Annotated in this window: 13 protein-coding genes; 11 read left to right on the top strand and 2 right to left on the bottom strand. The window is 35.4% G+C overall.

The genetic code is table 11. The features are described 5' to 3' along the window. Window positions 1-29 precede the first annotated feature (29 nt). The 4 genes from HND50_05125 to HND50_05110 all read left to right on the top strand — a co-directional run bounded on the left by HND50_05125 (window position 30) and on the right by HND50_05110 (window position 8,067). Window positions 30-1,856, top strand: a complete 1,827-nt coding sequence (locus HND50_05125) for a Na+:solute symporter (protein NOG44589.1) — start codon at window positions 30-32, stop codon at window positions 1,854-1,856. A 9-nt stretch (window positions 1,857-1,865) separates the two neighbouring features. Continuing rightward, window positions 1,866-3,719: a T9SS type A sorting domain-containing protein gene (locus HND50_05120; protein ID NOG44588.1), complete on the top strand. Its 1,854-nt coding sequence runs from the start codon at window positions 1,866-1,868 to the stop codon at window positions 3,717-3,719. Between the two features lie 25 nt (window positions 3,720-3,744). Then, on the top strand, window positions 3,745-6,186 hold the full coding sequence (locus HND50_05115) for a glycosyl transferase (protein ID NOG44587.1): 2,442 nt from the start codon (window positions 3,745-3,747) through the stop codon (window positions 6,184-6,186). A gap of 114 nt (window positions 6,187-6,300) precedes the next feature. Further along, entirely contained in the window at window positions 6,301-8,067 is a 1,767-nt protein-coding gene (locus HND50_05110; GenBank protein NOG44586.1) for a tetratricopeptide repeat protein, read from the top strand. 19 nt (window positions 8,068-8,086) lie between these two features. Here the strand turns inward: HND50_05110 and HND50_05105 are convergent, their stop codons facing one another. Then, a complete protein-coding gene (locus HND50_05105) occupies window positions 8,087-10,384 on the bottom strand; it encodes a tetratricopeptide repeat protein (GenBank protein NOG44585.1) in 2,298 nt (765 codons plus the stop codon). Window positions 10,385-10,865: 481 nt separating this feature from the next. On the opposite strand from HND50_05105, the gene HND50_05100 reads away from it, so the two are divergent. From HND50_05100 to HND50_05075, 6 genes are all read left to right on the top strand, one after another. Then, window positions 10,866-12,386 carry a T9SS type A sorting domain-containing protein gene (locus HND50_05100; protein ID NOG44584.1) on the top strand — a complete coding sequence of 507 codons (1,521 nt, stop codon included), beginning with the start codon at window positions 10,866-10,868 and terminating at the stop codon, window positions 12,384-12,386. Between the two features lie 16 nt (window positions 12,387-12,402). Then, window positions 12,403-13,647, top strand: coding sequence for a DUF4861 domain-containing protein (locus HND50_05095; GenBank protein ID NOG44583.1), 1,245 nt, complete (start codon window positions 12,403-12,405; stop codon window positions 13,645-13,647). 30 nt (window positions 13,648-13,677) lie between these two features. Next, window positions 13,678-14,103 carry a cupin domain-containing protein gene (locus HND50_05090; protein NOG44582.1) on the top strand — a complete coding sequence of 142 codons (426 nt, stop codon included), beginning with the start codon at window positions 13,678-13,680 and terminating at the stop codon, window positions 14,101-14,103. 94 nt (window positions 14,104-14,197) lie between these two features. Beyond that, the gene (gene kduI / locus HND50_05085) at window positions 14,198-15,031 is read left to right on the top strand and encodes a 5-dehydro-4-deoxy-D-glucuronate isomerase (GenBank protein ID NOG44581.1); all 834 of its coding nucleotides are present in this window, start codon (window positions 14,198-14,200) and stop codon (window positions 15,029-15,031) included. A gap of 21 nt (window positions 15,032-15,052) precedes the next feature. Beyond that, window positions 15,053-15,814 carry a 2-dehydro-3-deoxy-D-gluconate 5-dehydrogenase KduD gene (gene kduD / locus HND50_05080; GenBank protein NOG44580.1) on the top strand — a complete coding sequence of 254 codons (762 nt, stop codon included), beginning with the start codon at window positions 15,053-15,055 and terminating at the stop codon, window positions 15,812-15,814. A gap of 40 nt (window positions 15,815-15,854) precedes the next feature. Further along, the gene (locus tag HND50_05075) at window positions 15,855-16,832 is read left to right on the top strand and encodes a Gfo/Idh/MocA family oxidoreductase (GenBank protein NOG44579.1); all 978 of its coding nucleotides are present in this window, start codon (window positions 15,855-15,857) and stop codon (window positions 16,830-16,832) included. A gap of 13 nt (window positions 16,833-16,845) precedes the next feature. Here the strand turns inward: HND50_05075 and HND50_05070 are convergent, their stop codons facing one another. Beyond that, window positions 16,846-18,069, bottom strand: a complete 1,224-nt coding sequence (locus HND50_05070) for a hypothetical protein (GenBank protein ID NOG44578.1) — start codon at window positions 18,067-18,069, stop codon at window positions 16,846-16,848. Window positions 18,070-18,329: 260 nt separating this feature from the next. On the opposite strand from HND50_05070, the gene HND50_05065 reads away from it, so the two are divergent. Next, entirely contained in the window at window positions 18,330-19,568 is a 1,239-nt protein-coding gene (locus tag HND50_05065; GenBank protein NOG44577.1) for a glycoside hydrolase family 88 protein, read from the top strand. Window positions 19,569-19,710: the final 142 nt, after the last annotated feature.

Here is a 19,710-nt window from a genome sequence, read left to right as displayed (position 1 = left end):
ATATTATTCAACCCGGCATAAGGATCACCGTGGAACTACATATTATTGATATTTCTATTATCGCTTTTTACATACTGTTAACAATTTTTATCGGATTCTATATTTCGAAAAAAGCGTCAAAGAATATCAACTCTTATTTTTTGGGTGGGAATTCTATCCCATGGTATGTGCTTGGTGTTTCAAACGCATCCGGGATGTTTGATATAACGGGCACAATGTGGTTAGTGTATATAACTTTTGTATATGGCCTGAAAGGCGCATTTATACCTTGGTTGTGGCCAGTGTTTAACCAGATTTTCTTAATGATTTTTTTATCCAAATGGTTACGGCGTTCAAACGTAATGACCGGGGCTGAATGGATAAAAACCCGATTTGGTGTCAATAAAGGAGCTAACTTATCTCACATAATAATTGTCATTTTTGCCCTTGTAAGTGTAATTGGTTTTCTGGCATATGGCTTTAAGGGCATAGGCAAATTTTCAGCACAATTTTTACCCTGGGAGCTTTCTGAAAATACGTATGCCCTTATTTTTATGGGTATTACCACTTTATACGTTGTTAAAGGTGGGATGTACAGTGTTGTGTTAACAGAGCTCATTCAATTTGTTATAATGACAATTGCTTCAATTGCGATTGGTGTAATTGCTATAAACCTGGTAAGCCCGGAGGCTTTAAATGCGGTTATTCCGGAAGGATGGAAAAGCCTTGCATTTGGATGGCAGTTAGATATGGATTGGTCGGGAATACTTGACTCTGTAAATGCTAAAATTACAGGAGATGGTTATTCGCTTTTTGCCTTATTTTTTGGAATGATGGTTTTTAAAGGTTTTTTAATTAGCGCGGCTGGCCCGGCACCCAATTATGATATGCAGAGAATTTTGGCTACAAAATCCCCGGCAGAAGCATCTAAAATGAGTGGAATGGTAAGTGTCGCATTATTTTTTCCACGTTATATGATGATAGGAGGCCTTTCTGTTTTAGCGTTGGTTTATTTTAATGGCCAGCTAAATGCAATGGGAGATAATATCGACTTTGAGCTTATCCTTCCTTATGCTTTGGGTAATTTTGTACCGGTTGGTCTGCTTGGGGTTCTCATGGCCGGGCTGTTAGCCGCTTTTATGTCAACGTTCGCAGCAACCGTTAATGCTGCGCCTGCATACATCGTTAATGATATATATAAGAGATTTTTTAATCCCAAAGCTTCAGATAAAAAATATGTGGTAATGAGCTATATATCTTCTTTAGGGATTGTTGTTGTTGGTGTCACGTTTGGTTTTTTTGTTGAGTCAATCAATTCCGTAACCCAATGGATTGTGAATGCTTTATGGGGTGGGTATGCTGCTGCAAATCTTTTAAAATGGTTTTGGTGGCGTTTTAATGGATTTGGATATTTTTGGGGAATGGTTACAGGTTTGATAGCTTCTTTGTTTGTACCATTTTTAAAACCCATTATCATGGAGGTTTTTGAGCTTACAACTCTACAAGATGTTTATCTGTTTCCGATTATTTTAGTTATTTCCCTGGCAGGAAGTATTGGCGCCACTTTATTAACCCCCGCAGAAGATATGTCTGTATTAAAAGGTTTTTATTCAAAAGTTAGACCATGGGGATTCTGGAAACCTGTTCATGAAGCAGTGATTGCGGAAAACCCAAATTTTGTAAACGACAGCAGTTTTAAACTGGATATGTTCAACGTACTTATTGGTATTGTTTGGCAAACCAGTATGGTTGTACTGGCTTTATATTTAATAATTCAAGATTATTATTATACTGCATTTGCAGTTTTGGTACTCGCTCTTACATCCTACATTTTAAAGAAAACATGGTATGATAAACTGGATACTGAAGAAAAGTAGTGCACATAAATGAAAATTCTGTTTTTTAAACCACTCAACAAGCTAAAGACTACTTTTAAAATGAATCGATTCCTGTTAATCATCAGTTTGGTCAATACATCTTTTAGCTATGGCCAGTATGCCATTAAAAGTAATTATCTGGTAAATACTGATAAAAATATTTCCTTCATCGATAGCTGTGCTACCTTTTGGGTGGCAACATATGATTCGATTGAAAATGGTTTTGCCAGTAACGTCAGCAGGGATGGTACTGTAAGCGACGGATATGCTCTAAAAACGATGTTAAGCCAAACAAGAAATGCATATGCAATGGCAAAAGCGTTTATGATAACCGGCGACACAAGCTATATAAAATATGCGCGCGGTGGATTGGATTTTATGTACGACCATGCATGGGATTCAACCCATGGTGGATGGTATAATGAAATGGCCAGGAATGGAAGGATATTGGCTCAAAATGAAACCGGAACCTGGAACAATGGCCGGAAGTGGTCTTTTATGCAGCATTATGCCTTATTAGGTATTGCATCCATGGTGGAGGCGACGGACAATTCAAAAGATATACAGGCTTTACAAAATGGGTTTGATGTAATTGATAATTATCTCTGGGACCAAAGGGAAGGCTATGTTGGATATTATGATGAAGCTGATTTGGATTGGTCAAATCCGACAGGTAAAGGATTTACACCAACTGTTGATGCCATTACAACAAATGCGCTAAATCTTTATTTACTATATGGTGGTGAGTTCTATAAAGAACGGTTAAAAATTCTTGGCGATAATATTATAGAACACATGATTCCTGCAATGGAATCTTTTGAATATGGATTCCCTGAAAATTATGATTCTGATTGGAATCCAAATTTAGGAAGTACATTTACGTTTACAGGCCATTTTCTTAAAACAGCATGGTGTTTGGCACGAATCTATTTAATAATTCCTGAACAAAAATATATTGATGGATCTACTTTGCTGCTTGACGAAGTACTGGCAAAAGGTTATGATGATCAATACGGTGGCTGCTATACAAATTACAACGGCCTGACAGGACAAAGATATAATACGAACAAAGAGTGGTGGCAAATGGAGCAAATGTTTACAGCCGCCATTATGAATTATTACATAACCGGAAATGAATTATTCCTTCAAAAAGCAGATGAAACACTTTCTTTTTACATGAAATATTTTCGGGATAAAGTATATGGTGATGTTTTTGGATCTACCAGCAGAACGGGCCAGGCACTTGGAACATCAAAAGCATCTTATTGGAAAGCCGGCTACCATTCTGTGGAATTAGCATTCTATACATATCTTTATGGAAATCTCTTTATTCACCAAAAACCTGCAGAGCTGTACTATTATTTTCCTGCAACTGACAGTGCCCGATCAATTTCACTTTATCCACTGGCAATTGAAGATGAAAATCTAATTGTAACTAATGTGTTGCTAAATGACAGTCTTTTTGATGATTATAATCCAATAACACGGGAGCTATCAATTGACTCCGGTGAAGGTGGGATTTTCAAAGTAACTTTTGAAAATATAAAAACCAGTACTATTATATCTCCACAATTTGAAGCTCCTGAGAATTTTGTTTTATTTCAAAATTGGCCAAACCCCTTTAATCCTAGTACCACAATACGATTTAATTTACCCAGCCAACAAGATGTTAACTTATCGATTTATAATGTTTTAGGAAAAGAGATATATACAATCGTTAATACACAGTTGCAAAGTGGAGAACATAATTATTATTGGGATGGATTTGATAAAAATAATAAAAAAGTGGCAAGCGGAGTATATTTTTATATTTTAAAAGCAACTAATTACAGTAAAATTAAAAAAATGATATTAGTGAAATAATTTGTATCCAATGGAGTGATCTTTAATGAAATACGGTTTTTTTGATGATAAAAATAAAGAGTATGTTATAACTCGGCCTGACACTCCGATGCCTTGGATCAACTATTTGGGAAGTGAAAAGTTTTTTGGGATTATCTCAAATACAGCTGGTGGTTATTGCTTTTACCAAGACTCACGTTTGCGCAGATTAACGCGTTACAGATATAATAGTATCCCACTAGATTCGAACGGGCGATATATTTATATAGCAGATGGTGACTCTGTTTGGAATCCTATGTGGAAACCTATGCGCGTTGCACTTGATAAATATGAATGCCGGCATGGAATGGGATATACAAAAATTATTTCTGAGAAAAACGATCTTGTTGTTGAAATAACTTTTTTCGTACCACCCGGGTTTAATACAGAAGTTTGGAACGTAACTGTAATCAACAAATCACAAAAAGTGAAAAATGTTAAATTATGGAGCTTTGTTGAATGGTGCTTATGGGATGCATACGATGATATGACCAATTTTCAAAGAAACTATTCGATTGGTGAAGTTGAAGTTGAAAAGAGTACTATTTTTCATAAAACAGAATACAGGGAACGACGCAATCATTATGCATTTTTTAGTTGTAATCAGGAAATTTCAGGATTTGATACAGACCGTAATCAATTCATTGGGGTTCATGAAGATTTAAGTAATCCGCTTGTTATTCAAAACAAGAATAGCAAAAACAGTTTTGCACATGGCTGGCAGCCTATTGCTTCACACCAGTTGGATTTGAATCTTTCTGCAGGCGAAGCAAAAAAACTTTCTTTTCTGCTAGGTTATGAAGAAAATGAAAATGAAAATAAACACATCGCACCTGGTGTGATCAATAAGGAAAAGTTTTACTCTACTCAAAAACAGTTAAAAAATGAAGAGTCAATATCAAACTCATTTAACGATTTAACTTCTTTTTGGCAAGGAATGCAAAATAAATTCCAGGTTAATACGGAAGATGATCTGGTCAATAGAATGGCAAATATCTGGAATCCATACCAATGTATGGTAACATTTAATCTATCCCGGTCAACATCTTTTTATGAGTCAGGAATTGGTCGCGGTATGGGCTATCGTGATAGCAACCAGGATATATTGGGATTTGTCCATATGATACCGGACAGGGCCAGGCAGCGGATTTTAGATATATCAGCAACACAACTTTCTGACGGAACATGTTTTCATCAATACCAGCCGCTTACAAAAAAAGGTAATGCCGATGTTGGCGGTGGCTTTAATGACGATCCTTTATGGCTTATTTTATCGACATCAGCTTATATACGTGAAACAGGTGATACATCAATTTTGCAAGAAAAAGTTGGTTTTGCAGATATTGAAAAGAAAGACGCCACATTAATTGACCACCTTGATATTTCCGTAAAATACACCTTAGATAATAGAGGGCCGAACAATTTACCATTGATTGGCCATGCAGATTGGAACGACTGTTTAAACCTCAATTGTTTTTCTACAACACCCGGAGAAAGTTTTCAGTTAGCTGAGCATGAAAGTGATGGCAAGACTGCAGAATCAGTTATGATTGCAGGATTGTTTTGTGCAGCGTGTGAAGATCTTTCCGCATTATATAATAATCTTGGTGAAAAAAGGAAATCTAAAAAAATGTCTGGACATGCTGAAGACATGCGGCAGGTTATAATGGAATCTGGTTGGGATGGCGATTGGTTTTTACGTGCTTATGATGCCAATGGTAATAAAATTGGTTCAAAAGAATGTACTGAAGGAAAGATTTTTATTGAAAGCCAGGGTTGGTGCATTATGGGTGGAATAGGTACCGAAAATGGTGTTGCCCGGAAATCATTGAAAAGTGTTAAAAAACATTTATCAACAGATAATGGGATTATGCTTCAACAGCCTGCATACTCTGAGTACCATTTAGAGCTTGGGGAAATTAGTTCTTATCCTCCTGGTTACAAAGAAAATGCTGGAATTTTTACTCATAATAATACCTGGATCCAAATTGCTGAAACAATTCTTGGGAATGGTGACCAGGCGATGGACTACTATAAAAGTGTATGCCCATCGTCAAAAGAATCGCAGATAGATATTTATAAATCTGAACCATATGTATATAGCCAAATGTCTGCCGGGTGTGACGCAGCTATTCCGGGTGAAGCGAAAAACTCATGGTTAACCGGAACAGCAGCCTGGTCATTTGTGGTTTTATCACAATATATTTTAGGGATAAGGCCGGATTTTGATGGACTTGTGATAGACCCTTGCATTCCAAAAGCCTGGAACGAATTTACTGTGGAAAAGCAATATCGAAATGCGTTGTATAAAATCCATATTACAAATCCTGATAATATCAGCAAAGGAGTCAGTTCAATTTGTGTGGACGGGAAAAGAATTGAAGGTAATATGTTGCCGGATTTCCAAGACAACAAAACACATATCATAGAAGTAATAATGGGCAAGTAGGCAATGCTTAGTTCTTTTAATCGAAGACAAAACCAGAAACAGAAAAAACAAAGAACTTTTTTTTTAATTACACTTCTACTCCCAATCCTTTTTTTTATTCTGTTAGAAATAATATTGTCACTATTGGACTATAGTGGCAATAAAGACTTGTTTATAAATACTCCCGAAAGTAATAACAAATATTATCGTATAAACCCCGATGTTGCCAAACGCTACTTTGTAAATCAAACAACAGTTCCAACGCCTTCATTTGATGTATTTCTAAAGCAAAAGCCAAAAAATGGATATCGTGTTTTTGTGCTAGGTGGATCCAGTGCGGCAGGCTTCCCTTACGGAAACAATATGATGTTTTCCAGGATACTTGAAAAGGACCTGCAAAAAAGGTTAACTGATAAAAAGGTAGAAGTTATAAACCTGGCAATGTCTGCAATAAATAGCATCACCTTGTTAGATTTCATGGATGAGATACTTGAACACGATCCGGATCAAATCCTAATCTATGCCGGCCATAATGAATATTATGGTGCTCTTGGTGTTGGCTCCAACGAGTCAATAGGAAATAAAAGGTGGATCGTAAGTGCATACCTTAGTTTTAGAAATTTTCAAACTTTCGATTTTTTAAAGGACATAATAACAAAAACTAAAAATGCATTTTTAAAACTATTTACTGGCAGCACACAAAAAGATCCAAATGAAACTTTAATGTCACGCATAGTTGCAGAACAGGTAATTCCGGAGGGAAGTGAGCTGTTCGATCTAGGTAATAAGCAATTTGAAGAAAACCTTAAGGAAATAATTGTTAAAGCCCAAAAAGCCAATGTTGATATCATTTTAAGTGAGGTAGTAAGTAATTTAAAAGGTCAGGCTCCATTTATTTCACTCGATTCGGAAAGCCCATCCGCAGATGATTTTTATGCGAAAGCGGTTCAATTTGAAACAAAAGAAGAATGGGCCAAAGCCAGGGAAAGTTATATTCTTGCCAAAGATAAAGATGTTTTGCGTTTTAGGGCGCATACGAAATTAAATTTAATCATTAACAAATTGGGCAATGAATTCCAGGTTCCAGTTGTACCAATGCAAAAAGTATTTGAAGCCAATAGCCCCAATGGATTAATGGGACATAATTTATTCCTGGAACATTTACATCCAAATATTAAAGGGTATTTTATAATTTCGAATGCATTTTTGAGTACCATGTTCAAATCAAATTTTTCTATAGAAGATATTAGCCTAAAAATTAAAAACTGGGGTATCTCAGAGTTAGACAGTGTTTATGGTAATTTGTCGGTAAAAAGTCTTAAAGCAGGTTGGCCTTTTAAGAAAGGTGATTTATTAAACACATTTTTTGATAATTATAAACCAGAAAATGAAATCGAGCAATTAGCATTTAACGTTCTAACCAATCCAGATTTTAACCTTCAAACTGCGCATTTGCAGTTAGCCTCAAAATATGAAGAGCAAGGGAAATTGAATAAAGCTTTTAAAGAGTACCAGGCATTAATCAATACAATCCCAAATGAAATTTCTTTTTACAATAAAGCCGCAACAATTAAACTTAAACAAAAGGAGTTTCTGGAAGCACGTTCCATTTTAAAAGAATCTTTACGTTATAAGAGAGGGTTATATGCTTTAAAGTGGATTGGTCAAATTGCAATTATGCAAAAACAGTTTAATCAGGCAATAAGGCATTTAACAGAAGCCCTGAAACTGGATTCAAATGATGAGCAAATTATTTTTAATTTATGCAGAAGTTATTACTTTGTTAAAGATTTTAAAAATGCAGAAAACACGTTTCAAAGATTGAAAAAGACAACGACCAATCCGGAATATGTTTCCAATATTGAACGTATAAGGGAACGGCTTGTGGGCTTTAAGAATTAGACTTGCTGTTTTATATGAACTATCTTGGTTTGTCTTTTATATAATTTAAAATTTGCTGGCCAACACCGCTGGCAGGAAAATTTGTATTAATCTTCTCAGCAATTATTTTGGCTTCTTTAAATTTATCTCTTTTTATATAATGATCAGCTAAAGTGTATAAATAATCTAAATTCATTGGCTCAATATTTAGTGCAGTTAGCAATGCTTTTTCTGCCTCATTATGTCTATTTAAAAATTGCAGCATCAACCCTAAGTTATAAAATATCCTTGGCCGTTCCGGCATTAACTCAGATGCTTTTTGTAGATAAGATACTGATTCTTCATATTTTTCTTTTTCAGCTAATAGTAAACCTAAGGAGTAGTAGGCATCAGGAAAATCAGGTTGAGTTAAAATCAAGTCACGCAGAACTGTTTCTGCCTCATCATTTCTTCCAAGCTTGTTTAACACAACAGATAAATTAGCTTTTGCCGGATAAAATAAACTATCAATTTTTATTGCTTCATAATAATGTTTTACCGCTAAATCATATTTCTCTAAATTATTATTTAATATACCCAGGTTGTGCTGCGAGCTTGCAAAATCTGCTGAATAGTTCATCGCAATAGTAAATTCTTCAATCACATTTTGTAGTAAGTTTTTCTTTTCTGCAGGAATTCTTTCCATTGGTAATGATGAAAGTTTAAAACCAGCTTCAATCCGGATGGATTTTATAGGATCATTTAGTAAAGGTAAAATGTTTTTTAGTAAATCCTCATAATCTTGATGGCTATATGAACGCACAGCATTTAACCTGATTAGTGGTTCGGTTTCATTTAATGCCCAGGTAATAGCATCAAAGCTTTCTTGATTTCTATAATTTGCCAAAAGTGATATTGCAGTGGCGCGAACAATTGGCAGGTACATTCCATTTTTTGCAATTTGAATAATTTCTGAAAGTGCTTGTTGGTTAGCCTCTCTTCCTAATTTAAAAATTGTTCCAAAGTGTGGTTTCCTTTTTTGCCCATACCACTGGTTGATGTAATTATCAGCCCATTTTGCTGATTGGTTTTCGTGGCATTGATTACATGCATTGGGAACTTCAATTGCAATTGTTAAATCGGGCCTTGGCACTCTGAGACTATGATCGTTTCTAAAATCATTACCCATGTAATATGCGCCCGGCATATGGCAATTAACGCAAAGTGCTCCCTCACCAATATCGTATGTATGGTCTTTAATAACTAAAGGATAGCCTGATTCTCCTTTTTTCTTATGAAAATGATGAGAGAAATCATCATAAACTTTTGGCTGATGGCATTGAGCGCAGAGGTCATTCCCCTCAAACAATAGTTTGCCGCTATGCACGTTATGACAATTGTTACATTTGATATTGTTTGCATACATTTTACTATGAGCAAAAGAACCGTACACATAATCTTCTTCTAAAACTTGTCCATCGGGATAGTAGTTTTCATCAAGAACCTGAGGTGTAGCTATGTTCATAAAATGCCCCTTGGAGAAATCCAACGGCCCTAATGATGAACGTCTGGAATGGCAATACCCACAAAGATCAACATACTCTCTATTGGTAATATTGCTGGTTTTTACAATTAAATCGTAATTGGTTGTTGAAGATCGCTCCGTTTCCAACAAATTTGCCCACTCTTCATGTTTTAAGCCAGGGCCATGGCAAGCCTCACAGCTGACATCTATCTCTGAATATGTTGTATTGTATTCTTTTGTCTCTGGATTATAATTCTTCTGCAGGTTTGTTGAATGGCATTCTGCACACATTCCATTCCAGTTCTGGGCATTATTGGTCCAGTACAACCAATCCGATGGTTCGGGAATATTTTCGCCATAGGCTGCTTCTATCAAAGAAAACCATTTATTCTTCTCAGAATCCCAGGCAATAGGAAGGCATTGATATCTGCCTTTTTCAAAAGGAATTAAATATTGCTGAAGTGGTGTGAATCCGAATGTGTGTGTAATTTCAAAATCATCAATTTTTCCACCGGGGCCATTTGTCCTTACAAAAAACTTTTTACCTTTTCTGAAAAACTTGCTTGTTACTCCATTGAACTCAAACTCGGCATCATCAAAGTCACCCAAAACAGTAGAATCAGTTGCAATGTCCATTGCTTTGTCATGATGAGATCCAAGCCAGGCTTTGTACTCTTGTTGATGACAACTTTGACATCTATCCCGGCCAATATATTCTATTATATCGGAATTAGAATTGTTTTGTTTTTCATTGTAAAAAAAGGCAACATAAATAAGTATTGTTAATACAATCATCGCGGCTGCAATAATGCCGGAAAATTTCCATTTCTGCATAAAATATCCTTGGGTAAACAATAAATATTAATTTAAAAGGAATAGTTTTAATAATTCAAAATTTCTTACAAATTAAGCCTAAAAGACTGGATTGTTTTACAAACAGACCTAAAATTTGAACACTAAAACCAGTATTGGTTATTGTGGGGTGCATTAATGTCACCTTTACAGGGTAGAATTTTGGATATAGGGGGAATATTTTTTCTCTCTTTTAAAATGACTCCTACAATGATTTTAGTACATGAAAAGGTTTACCGGTTTCACAGTTATTCACAGTTGTTCACTTATTTTGTAGCCAAATTTTTCGCATATAGCAGTTTATGTTTCTAAACATGTAAATAATATTTTGAGTTTTGACGCAGTGCGGATTTAATGAGGTTAGGAAATTTGTATTGGATTTGAATTGTAAAAATCAAACTTAGCGAGCTATTATTTTTAAAAAATGCGAAAGACCGTTCTACGATCATTAAAAGGTATTAAAATGAAAAAATTAGTATTTTCAGCACTATTTATATTAAGTTTTATTAATAATATTTTTGGTCAGATATATATTGCTACTGATGGTGATGATGGTAATAACGGAACGAATGAGCAACCCTATGCTTCATTTCCAAAAGCTATTTCTGAGGTTTCACCTGGAGATACGATTTATGTCCGTGGTGGTGTTTATAATATTTCAACAACAATAATAATTAATAACTCCGTAAGTGGACAAAAGGATGAACTAATCACTCTAACAGCTTTTAATGATGAGGTTCCCGTATTGGATTTTTCGGGGTTACCTTCCGGCGACAAAGGGATAAAATTAGAATCCAATTACTGGCATATTAAAGGTTTGCATATCACAAAGGCAGCAGACAATGGAATGAGTATCGATTCTGGTTCAAATAATATAATTGAACAGTGTCAGTTTTATAGAAATAAGGATACGGGTTTGCAACTCAATAATGGATCATCGTTTAATCAAATCATTAATTGCGATTCTTATTATAATGCTGATCCACCGGACTATGGCGATGCTGATGGATTTGCTCCAAAGTTATCGGTGGGAACGGGGAATTATTTCTATGGCTGCCGTGCCTGGGGTAATTGTGATGATGGCTGGGATGGATACTTACGTGGAGCGAATGATGTATCGACAACTTTAGAAAATTGCTGGACCTGGGGCAATGGATATCTCGAAAATGGGGAGAACCCTGGATCGAAGGCAAATGGTAATGGATTCAAATTTGGCGGTGGTGATAACAGCAATAGTGAACAATTAATGCATCATATGAAGTTGATAAATTGTATCGCCTTTAACAATAAGAATAAGGGATTTGATCAAAACAATGATGTTGGATCAATAACCCTGATTAATTGCACGGGTTATAACAATCTTACTGCAAATTACAGAGTGCAACGAGTCTTAAATTCGGGACAATATTTAATTGTAAAAAATTGTATATCTTTAAGAGGAAATGCTCAGTTTGGCAGCTTTGCTATTCAGGAAACCAATAGTTGGCTCTCTCCATTTGATGCAACCTCTAATGATTTTTTAAATCTGGATATATCGTATGCTCCTGCACCGCGTATGGCAGATGGGAGCTTACCCGAAATCGAATTATTACATCTGGCACAAGGCAGCGATTTAATAGATAGTGGTGTAGATTTGGGATATTCCTTTAAAGGATTAGCACCTGACCTTGGGGCTTTCGAAAGTGATTATACAACATCGATTGAAAATAAAGGTACCCCGGGCAGTTTTTATTTGTCACAGAATTATCCAAATCCGTTTAACCCTGGCACAACTATCCGGTTTTCGTTGGTTTCTGCCGGAATGGTTAATTTTTCAATTTTTGATGTTTCCGGGAGGCGGATTGAAACGTTGATAAATACCTGGATGGGGAGAGGCATCCACAATGTAAAATTTAATGCAGAGCACTATCCATCGGGTGTGTACTTTTACAGGATAGAAAGCCAGGGTTATTTTGAAACGAAGAAAATGATACATGTTAAATAGACTTAGTGAGGTAATTATGAAATATATTTTAATATTGTTATTTATCGCTTTTATAACAAGTTGCCGGCAAAACCACCCTTTGCAAAAAGAGTACCCAAATACTATTTCTGTTTCAATAAGTAATGACTCTGATATTGATCGTACGGATGAATTAATTTCAATTAAAATAAAAAGTTTAGCGGAGCATTTTAATGCAAATGCTTTTGTTGTTATCGATGGTCAAAACGAATTAGCAAGCCAGGCAATTGATTTAGATAGTGATGGTAATTTCGAGGAAGTTGCTTTTTTGTGTACCCTGAAGTCAAGGGGAGAAAAAACAATAAAAATCATTTATGCCAAAGAAGGCAAAAAAACAAGGGAATATCCAAAACGAACCCAAGCCGAACTGTCGCACAAAACAGGTGGTAAATGGGTAAAGCGTGAATATGAAGGCGGAGAATTCAAGAATGTTAGTTTTTTAAATTTGCCTCCGGAACATACAGATCATTCCTGGTATTTGCGTTATGAAGGACCCGGTTGGGAGTCTGATAAAGTAGGTTATAGGTTTTATATGGATTGGCGCAATGCGGTTGATATTTATGGTAAAAAAACTCCAGAAATGGTGCTACAGAATGTTGGAAAAGATGGATTTGATTCCTACCATGAAATGGCCGATTGGGGAATGGATATATTGAAGGTTGGCAGCTCTTTGGGAATTGGGTCAATTGGTATGTGGATTGCCGACAGTGCTCAACGGGTAGAAAAAACCGATAGCATTTCCTGTTCAATTGAAACTAACGGGGTAATTCAATCTTCAATTAAAACAAACTATTTTGGTTGGCAAATAGATAATCAATCATTTAATCTTTCATCGTCTGTCACTATAAATGCAGGATCTCGCCTGACAAAGTGTGATCTCAAAGTGCGGAAAAATCCTTCTAATTTATGCACAGGTATTGTTAAGCATGACTCTGCAGAAGTGATAAAATCAAACAATGCTAAAAGTGAATGGCAATATTTGGCTACATATGGCAAACAATCGCTTAATAATGATAATCTCGGAATGGCGGTTATTTATAAAGCAAGCGAGCTGGAAACTTTAACCGAAGACAAACATAGCAATGTTGTTGTGTTAAAACCTTCTCAGGGGTTTATTACTTATTACTATTTAGCAGCATGGGAGCTTGAGCCTAGTGGAATAAAAAACAAAGAGACCTTTATTGGCTATTTGGACGACATATTAAAAACACTTAATAATCCAATTTCAGTCCGATTTAATTAATAGGGGAAAACAATGTTTCTTTTAAAAATAATGAAGTTGTTTCTGGTAATATTTTTTATTACATGTGGAGTTATATGTGGTCAAGATAAATCAGAAAATGAACAAGTAAAATATACAATTGATAATTGTGTCACTTACTTTAATCCAGACGAAGTGGATTCAACAAAAGTAGGTTGGCAATTCTGGTTTGTAGATAAAAAATTTGCAGACGGTTTTACATTAAAAATGAGTAATGTCGAAGCCAAAAAAGCTACACATCCGCCACATGCGCACCAGGAAGATGAAATTTTTTATGTTGTTGAAGGAAAAGCAGAGTTTATACTGGGAGATGAAAAAAAGACAGGTGGACCAAATTCCAGTTTTTACTGTCCGACAGGTGTGCCGCATGGAATCCGCAATATCGGTGATGGTGTACTAAAATATCTTGTAATAAAAACCTATTTGAATGTTAAATAAAAAATGCCTGCTATTTGCTGAATAAAACCAGCTGATTTGTCATGGCCCAGCAAATCTGAAATGGAAGAAAATAAAATTAAAAGGAGATTTATAAATGGATGTACGATATGTAGCTGATAATATCCGTTATCAAAGAATGGATACAAAAGAATTACGCGACTCATATTTGGTGCAAAATCTGTTTGAAAATAATATTATAACATTATTATATGTTGATATTGACAGGGCAATTATTGGATCTGCCGTTCCTGTTAAAGGTGATTTAAAGTTAGAGGCAACAAAAAAACAAATGGCCGCTGATTATTTTACGGAACGTAGAGAAGTGGGTGTTATAAACGTTGGCAATAAAGGGTCAATCACAGTTGATGGTAAGAAATTTGAACTGGAGAACCGTGATGTACTTTATATAGGTAAAGAGAGCAGAGAGATACTTTTTAGTAGTGAAGACTCTGAGGAACCAGCATATTTTTATATCCAAAGCTATCCTGCCCACCAGGTCCACCCAACACAATTAATCCCATTTGGCCAAGCAAGAAAAGTGGATTTGGGAAGCAAAGAAGAGGCCAATGAGCGAACGATTTATCAGTATATTCATTTGGAAGGTGCAAAAAGTTGCCAATTAGTTATGGGATTTACCCAGTTGGCGGAAGGTAGTATTTGGAATACGATGCCTGCACACACTCATATGCGCCGATCAGAGATTTATATGTATTTTGGTATAGATGAAAACAACGCGGTTTTCCATTTTATGGGTGAACCGGATAAAACCAAACATCTTGTTATGCGAAACCGTCAAGCTGTTATTTCGCCAAGTTGGTCGATCCATGCTGGCGCAGGAACGAAAAATTATGCATTTGTTTGGGGCATGGGTGGTGAAAACCAAGAATTTACTGACATGGATGGTGTACCACTATCTGAGATTTTGTAACAAATAGCGGAGAAAAAAATGATTCTTGAGAGTTTTAAATTAGAAGGCAAGGTAGCAATTGTTACTGGTGCAAGCAGAGGCCTTGGCCAAGGTATGGCCGTTGGTTTAGCAGAGGCCGGTGCAACAATAATTGCATTAAGTACGAACAAGGACAATCTTTTAGAAACTATAAAACTGGTTGAGCAGACAGGGCAGCAATGTATAGGTATGACTTGCGATGTTACTGATAAAGAAAATACGAAGAAGGCAATTGAAAACACTCTTGCTAAATTTGGCAAAATTGATATTCTCGTAAATAATGCCGGAACAATCCGAAGGTCTCCTGCGGAGAAATATTCTGATGAAGATTGGCTCACAGTTCTGGATACCAATTTAAATTCATTATTCAGATTATCGCGCGAAGTTGGTGCAGAAATGATAAAACAATCGTCAGGAAAAATTATTAATATAGCATCCCTTCTCAGCTTTCAGGGCGGAATTACTGTACCGGCTTATGCGGCAAGTAAGGGTGGTGTAATGCAATTAACCAAAGCTTTGGCCAATGAATGGGCAAAACATAATATCCAGGTTAACGCAATTGCTCCCGGATATTTTGCCACAGACAATACTGCGGCTTTAAGGGAGAACCCGGAAAGAAATCGTCAGATAAATGAGCGCATCCCTGCCGGTAAGTGGGGAGTTCCTGATGACTTGAAGGGCACAGTTGTGTATCTCGCATCAAAAGCCTCAGATTATGTAAATGGCCATATTCTTCTTGTTGATGGTGGTTGGATGGCCAGATAATATCTATTAAGTTGATACATAAATTTATGAAAGATACACAATGAAATTTGTCCTGATAGGCACTGGAAATATTGCAAAAACATATATTTCTGCAATTAAGAATATTGATGATACAGCTATCGTTGGAGTAGTTTCGAATACTCTGGGCAGTAACTCAACTTTTAATAATATTGATACCTTTAAAACACTAAAAGATGTAGATCGTGAATTTGACACTGTAATAGTATGCAGCCCAAATGGACTTCATCATGTTGATGCAATTCAATCTGCCAAGCTAAAAAAACATGTATTATGTGAAAAACCGATTGATATTTCAATTGACTCTATTGATAAGATGATCTCTGCATGCAAGCAGAATGGAGTTAAGCTAGGCGTTGCCTATCAAAGAAGATTGAGTTCAGATAATCCCCTGGTAAAACAACTACTAAGCTCAGGCAAAATTGGTAAGATATTCTCAGTTGATTTGGCTGTTAAAAACTATCGAGATGATGATTACTATAATTCATCGGCTTATCGTGGAACTTACAAAATTGATGGAGGAGGTCCATTTATTCAGCAAGCTTCGCATTATATTGACTTATATTATTGGTTTTTTGGTAAACCGGCAAAACTTGTAAGCAAGCTAAATACATTTGTTCATAATATAGAAGTTGAGGACCATGGAACAGCAATTTGCGTTCATGACTCGGGACTAATAGGAACAATTACAGCATCAACGGCTACAAAACCAGGGTTCCCGGCAAAAATGGAAGTTTATTCTGATAAAGGTTATTTTATAATTGAGAATGACATTATTACGCAATGGGAAATAGATGGGTTGGCAAATCCTTCAAGCCAGTCTGGAACAAATACGCATAGTGGATCTTCAAGTCCATTTGTGGATGATACTACGAACCATGAGTTAATAATCAAAGATTTTATAAATGCTGTTGAGGAAAACAGGGATCCCTTTATTACAGGTGAGTCAGCTAAAAATGCTACAGAAATAATCTTAGAAATTTATAAAAACCAATTTTAAAACATTCAAAATATTAATTCTCTTTAATCTCATTTAATACAAGTATATCTCTGGAATAAGCAGTCTTATCAATCCCGACCACTTTAAATAAAATCTCGAAATATTGAGGTGTCCGACCAATACGTTCATTAAAAATGTCTTTAAGCTCGGAATGAGTTTCTTTTTTTGTAAAATAATTAACTATTTCAGGCGCACCTAAAGAATGATATGAAGCGATAATCATAATTGAATTATCTTTTGGCCCGGGTAGCTTTAAAACTAAAACCAAATCTTCATTTGGACCTGTGGAATGAGTAGGTGTCGAAAATTCCAATACATCACCACTATCAGGAGGTGTAAATGTTACTTTGTGTGGGGAGATCCCAAATTTAAAATGAGATTTCTCGATAGTATGTTTAAGTGTATATAATGTTTTAATACTTCCAACAAAAATGATATTATATTCATCTAACATTTGTGGGTTTATGCTGGAAGAACTTCTTAAAATGGGATTTTGATTAACGGAATAAAGTATTGAGAATAAGGAGGGTAAACTCCAAATACTGTGATAAGGGAAATAAGACTCGGGTTCCGGGGTTATTGAAGGATCAGAGGTCTTTATTTTTAGCGCCTCCATTTCTTTTAGTGAGTTTGTCTTGAAATCCCGAATCGCCATATTTCTGTTATATTTTTTGATGTAGGCATTAAACATAAAATGATCGCCGGGTACAATTAAAACAGGTAATTCTGATTGCAAATACTCTTTCCATATAAAATTATCCTTATCAATTATCTGGTAATTGCCTAACTGATTTTGCAACGATTGGTTTGAAAACCAGAATAGAAAAAGTGCTATGATAAGAAAAAATATGATTGCTAGTTGATATTGTTTCGTAATCCATTTTAAAATATTAGTTGGCTGATAGAGTTTATCTGAAACTTGAACAATGTTGACGCGGTAATGACCCTTTGGTATTCTAATTCTATATTTTTCGTCTTTACCTTCAGTAAAGTAGTAACGTTCAAGTTTTTTTCGAAGCTTGTAAGTGTGTGACCTGACAATTGTATCTTCGGCGGGATTAAATTTTGAGTCTTTTTCAAAAAACTCAATTGCAATAGTTGTTTCTTTAAGGCTTTTATTTTCGATTGAAGATTTAATTAGATAGCTAAGGTAGTTCCCATAAATTGAAGAGCTTGCAAATTCCTGACTATTTAATATTTTTTCAATTAGTTTTTGCCGGGTAGATTCATTAATCATAGATATTAAGTATTGTTTTTATAGGAATAAGTTATTTTAATAAATTTTGTTTATTAATCAAGAAGATTTCTGAACGCTGTTTCAATTCTATTTCTGTTCCATGTGAGAGGTATTAATTATAGTCATTTTTTTGATACATAAAAAGAACTTTCACAGTTTTTAACAGTTTTTCACTTATTCTTTAACGATTATTTTGCTAATTAGGTTTTGTATTATTAAACATCAAAATACTTAAAAAATTATAAAAGTTAGGAAGCATGATGACTTTAAATTATAAGATAAAATCCAAACTAATATTATCATTTTCAATTTTAATAGGTATAATAAGTTGTTCAGAAGAAAAAGCTAAAGCAACATCAAATCAATCGGTAAAAAATGAAATCCCGGTGCATATAAAAATGGCTGACTCTGAAATGAATCGTCGGGCCGATTTTTTGGACTATGGAAAATCAGATCCGAATGCGAAATGGAATTACCAAACAGGCCTGTTTCTAAAATCACTCATCGATGTTTGGGCCGAAACAAAAGAGCCAAAGTATTTTGATTATACAAAAAGAGTGATCGATTCCTTTTTGGAAGAAGACGGCACAATCAAAGCTTATAACATGGAGGATTTTAATATTGATAAAATTAACTCCGGTAAAGTATTGTTAAGCTTGTATAAGGCTACGAACGATGAAGTTTATAAAAAAGCTGCAGATATCCTCCGGGAACAACTGGAAAAACATCCAAGGACAAAAGCGGGAGGTTTCTGGCATAAAAAAAGATATCCATGGCAAATGTGGCTCGATGGAATTTATATGGGATCACCTTTTTATGCAGAATATTCCCAGATATTTAATCAAGCGCAAGGGTTTGACGATGTTGTGAACCAAATTCTGTTAATTGATGTTCGCACGCGTGACCCCAAAACAAAATTGCGTTATCATGCCTGGGATGAAAGTAATAAACAAGAATGGGCAAATCCGGAAACCGGGTGTTCTCCAAATTTTTGGGGCAGAGCGATGGGATGGTATGCAATGGCGTTAGTTGATGTATTGGATTATTTGCCAACAAATCATCCAAAAAGGGAAAAAGTATTATTTATACTAAATGATTTGTATGCGGCAATTGTTAAATACCAGGATAAACAAACTGGATTATGGTATCAGGTTGTAGATATGCCTGATGAAAAAGGAAATTACCTTGAAGCTTCCGCATCATCAATGTTTGTTTATGCAATTGCAAAAGCAGTAAATAATAATTTAATAGACTCTTCTTTTGCGGCGATTGCAGAAAAAGGATATGCCGGTATTTTAGATCATTTGATAAAAACAGATAAAAATGATCAGGTAAACTTAACACAAGTATGTAGCGTTGCTGGTCTTGGTGGCGATCCATACCGTGATGGTTCTTTTGAATATTATATAAATGAACCTATTGCCGTAAATGACCTGAAAGGCGTTGGACCTTTTATAATGGCTGGGTTGCAAATAGCAAAGTTGAAACCAGGCCATTAGCAACAGCAATAAGTAGGCAGCTAACAAGCTTTTGTGTTTGATTAAATTTTCACCCCTCATAGACCTTTTGTGGTTATATAAAACAGATAAAACGGATTTTCGGTTTTATCCGCCATTCCAGATTTAGTTTTTTTGATTGGTT

This window comes from Calditrichota bacterium (assembly GCA_013112635.1).
Lineage (GTDB): Bacteria > Calditrichota > Calditrichia > Calditrichales > J004 > JABFGF01.
Note: the sequence above shows the minus strand (reverse complement) of the source record. Positions and strands in the feature narration are given on the sequence as shown.

Bases quoted from the DNA above. Each gene is read 5' to 3' on its own strand.
- HND50_05065 (NOG44577.1), top strand. From the start codon at position 18,330: ATGACTTTAAATTATAAGATAAAATCCAAACTAATATTATCATTTTCA.
- HND50_05100 (NOG44584.1), top strand. From the start codon at position 10,866: ATGAAAAAATTAGTATTTTCAGCACTATTTATATTAAGTTTTATTAAT.
- HND50_05070 (NOG44578.1), bottom strand. From the start codon at position 18,069: ATGATTAATGAATCTACCCGGCAAAAACTAATTGAAAAAATATTAAAT.
- HND50_05115 (NOG44587.1), top strand. From the start codon at position 3,745: ATGAAATACGGTTTTTTTGATGATAAAAATAAAGAGTATGTTATAACT.
- HND50_05095 (NOG44583.1), top strand. From the start codon at position 12,403: ATGAAATATATTTTAATATTGTTATTTATCGCTTTTATAACAAGTTGC.
- HND50_05090 (NOG44582.1), top strand. From the start codon at position 13,678: ATGAAGTTGTTTCTGGTAATATTTTTTATTACATGTGGAGTTATATGT.
- HND50_05105 (NOG44585.1), bottom strand. From the start codon at position 10,384: ATGCAGAAATGGAAATTTTCCGGCATTATTGCAGCCGCGATGATTGTA.
- HND50_05120 (NOG44588.1), top strand. From the start codon at position 1,866: ATGAAAATTCTGTTTTTTAAACCACTCAACAAGCTAAAGACTACTTTT.
- HND50_05075 (NOG44579.1), top strand. From the start codon at position 15,855: ATGAAATTTGTCCTGATAGGCACTGGAAATATTGCAAAAACATATATT.
- kduI (NOG44581.1), top strand. From the start codon at position 14,198: ATGGATGTACGATATGTAGCTGATAATATCCGTTATCAAAGAATGGAT.